Origin of the sequence: Nocardia sp. CY41 (genome assembly GCF_009829325.1) — a bacterium.
In the GTDB taxonomy this organism is placed as follows: domain Bacteria; phylum Actinomycetota; class Actinomycetes; order Mycobacteriales; family Mycobacteriaceae; genus Nocardia.
This window is the reverse complement of the sequence record NZ_VUOS01000093.1, coordinates 1-3,232: the sequence shown is the minus strand read 5'-3', so window position 1 is coordinate 3,232 and position 3,232 is coordinate 1. Positions and strand designations below refer to the sequence as shown.

The following is a 3,232-nucleotide window of genomic DNA, read 5'->3' as shown; positions in this document are numbered from 1 at the left end:
GTGGGCGGCCAAGGCCGCGGCCTCGTCCGCGAATACCCGCGTCGCCACCAACTCCTCTCCACGTTCGCGACGCCACTGATCTGCAGGCGCACGTGGCCGCGCTGGGAGCGCAGGTCCGTGATCTTGGAGTTCAGAGCGGCATGCAACGAAGCGGTGAACGGCCGCGCACCATCGAGACATTTCGCGGTCGAGAAACCACTTTTGGTGTCACTTCCGGACGAGGTCGCGGAGACCGGGCGCTGGTTCACACCCCGTGTCGACAAATATTCCCAAGTCACCGTCCGCACCAACCCGTATTCGGTGCCGGTGCGGTTGATCGGCCGCCAGGTCAGGGTGCTGCTGCACGCCAACCACCTCGTCTATGACGGCCGCACCGAAGTCGCCCGGCATGAACGCCTGCTCGGCAAAGCGCAATCACGCCTGGATCTCGACCACTACCTCAAGGGTTTGCTGCGTAAACCCGGTGCGCTGCCTGGTGCGACAGCTCTCGAACAAGCCCGAGCCGCGGGAGGGTTCACGCCCGTCCATGAAGCCTGGTGGCCGCGGGGCGGCGAGCGCACGGCGATCGCGACGGCACGCGAGCACTGATCGAAGTGCTTCTGCTGCATCGGTATCTGCCGCACAACCATGTCGTCGCCGGTCTCGCTGCCGCACAGCGAGCTCGGGCGTTGACCGCTGACGCGGTCGTTTCGGAAGCCCGCAAGATCGGTGAGGCCTTGGAAGGCGAACCCACGGTGTCGTAAGGGGAGCCCCACGCGAACGCATCTATAGATCGTGCCGTTGATTGGCGGTACATTCACGAGCGGTATGATCGCCGTCACCTGTGAGAGGACCTGGGCATGACACCGGTGCGACCCCACTCGGAGGTGTCGGCATCCGCGGAGGCGCTGCATGCGGAAGATGCGGGATATCACAAAACATTGCGTCCACGTCAGCTGCAGATGATCGCGATCGGTGGCGCCATCGGTACCGGGCTGTTCCTGGGTTCGGGTGGGCGTTTGGCCGGCGCGGGCCCGGGGTTGTTCATCGTGTACGCCGTTTGTGGCGTGTTCGTGTTCTTCATTCTGCGGGCGCTGGGTGAGTTGGTGCTGCATCGTCCGTCTTCGGGGTCGTTCGTTTCCTACGCCCGTGAGTTCTACGGCGAGAAGCTGGCGTTCGCGGTTGGGTGGATGTACTTCTTCCAGTGGTGCATGACCGGGATCGTGGATATCACCGCCGTCGTCACGTATGTCCATTACTGAGGGGGCCTTTGCGGCGATACCGCAGTGGTTGATCGACCTGGTCGCCCTGGCCCTGGTGGTGGGCATCAACCTGGTCTCGGTGAAGTGGTTCGGTGAGCTGGAGTTCTGGGCCGCCCTGATCAAGGTCGTCGCGCTGGTCATGTTCTTGATCATCGGCACTGTCTTCCTCGCCGGCCGGTTCACCATCAAGGGTGAAACCACCGGTCCGAGGGTGATAGTCGACAACGGCGGGCTGTTCCCGAGCGGCGTCCTGCCACTGGTTCTTGTCACCACTGGTGTCGTATTCGCCTACGCCGCAGTGGAACTGGTTGGCACGGCGGCCGGCGAGACGGAGAACCCGGAGAAGATCATGCCGCGCGCGACCAACTCCGTCATCGCCCGGATCGCGCTGTTCTACGTCGATCGCTGGTGCTGCTCGGTCTGCTCCTGCCCTAAACCGCCTTCAAATCCGGTGAGAGTCCCTTCATCACCTTCTTCTCCCGGATCGGCGTGGACGGCGCCGGGTCGGTCATGAACCTGGTGGTGCTGACCGCGGCGTTCTCCAGCCTGAACGCCGGCCTGCGTTCGACCGGCCGGATCCTACGGTCGATATCGATGAACGGCAGTGCGCCAGCGATCGCGGCGCGGATGTCCCGCGGCGGCGTGCCTTACGTCGGCATCCTGGCGACCGCCGCGATCGCGCTCATCGGTGTCGGCCTGAACGCGTTAGTGCCGGAGAAGGCGTTCGAGATCGTGCTGAATATGTCGACGCTGGGCACCATCACGTTTTGGGGCGCGATCGTCGTCTGTCAGCTGCAGTTGTGGCGTTGGTGGCGCAAAGGGCTGGCGCAGCGTCCATCGTTCCGTTTGATCGGCACGCCCTATACGAGCGTGGCGACGCTGGTGTTCCTGGTGACCGTAGTCGCGTTGATGGCGTTCAGCGACGACGAGGTGCAGCGCGGCGCGGTGTTGGCCGGGGGCGTCATCATGGTTCCGGCGCTGGTCGGCGGGTGGTTTCTGGCCCGCAAGCGAGTAGCGAGCATCACACAGCAGCGCGAGGGCATCACAGGTCGGTTCCCGGTTCTGGCCGAGCGTCCGCTGCACCAGCACGACGACGGCGAACCGGTCACAGTTCTCGACGATCACGGGCAGGAGTAGGAACTTCGGTAAAGATACCGAGCGCGAAAGTCGCGGGATCGCTCAGTCAAAACGGCGCTCTGGGCCGTTCACGAATCCTCTTTACATGGTTTATGCAGGGGCCGGTGACCGCCGCCGAGGTCAGGCAGCGTGAATGGGTGATCTCGCCTGGTCGAGTGCGCGTTTGGGGTACATGCCCCAGACGCACAGTCCGGTCTGCACGAAAGGACGATGGCCATGTCGGAAATCGCACGAAAGATGTCGCTTCCGGCACTTCAACACCATCGAACGACCGGCATAACCTTTGGTATCAGACCCCCAAGGACAGAGATGCGATCTCCGTAGCCGACCAACCGGAAACCATCGGTGACGACGCCGTCACCCGAAACCGCCCTCGACAACGGCGTCGGTAGGTCAACAAGGGAGTCGGCCGCGCAGGGGGGATCCCGCAACGTCACCAACCAGGAAACCCATTCTGATGTCTACTAACCCGTTCAGCATGTTCGGCTTGGTCGCCGCACTCGACGGCCGCAACATCCAAGCCCACCTCACCGGCACCGTCGCCGACTGCACGGTCTGCGCCACCGTGTCCGGCCCGGTCACCGCCTGCCCAGCCGACGGCGTCGCCGAGATCACCCGCACCGCGCAACGCCCCTTGGCAGCCACCGACATCGTCGACCACCTCGGCGCGGTCGGATACATCGTGGCCTCGTAGAAGCGAAGGTGTATGCCCCACCGGTTTCACCCGGGCAACTCACCTTAGAGCCCCTAACAGGTTCTGTTGAGTGGCGGTGATTCTCGTTGCGGTGCAGTATGTTTCGTCGTGGCGGCCCCGTGGATCGTGGACGACGAGTTGTGGACAGTGATCGAACCGC

At 63.7% G+C, this 3,232-nt stretch carries 2 protein-coding genes and 1 pseudogene; all 3 read left to right on the top strand.

Annotated features, from left to right (window positions below):
* Window positions 1–588, top strand: a 588-nt coding sequence (locus GVY64_RS36685) for a Mu transposase domain-containing protein (protein ID WP_442939692.1), incomplete at its 5' end; no start/stop codon positions are given.
* Window positions 589–839: 251 nt separating this feature from the next.
* A pseudogene (locus GVY64_RS36680) lies at window positions 840–2,378 on the top strand (amino acid permease).
* Window positions 2,379–2,835: 457 nt separating this feature from the next.
* Window positions 2,836–3,072 carry a hypothetical protein gene (locus GVY64_RS36675; RefSeq protein ID WP_159851256.1) on the top strand — a complete coding sequence of 79 codons (237 nt, stop codon included), beginning with the start codon at window positions 2,836–2,838 and terminating at the stop codon, window positions 3,070–3,072.
* Window positions 3,073–3,232 lie beyond the last annotated feature (160 nt).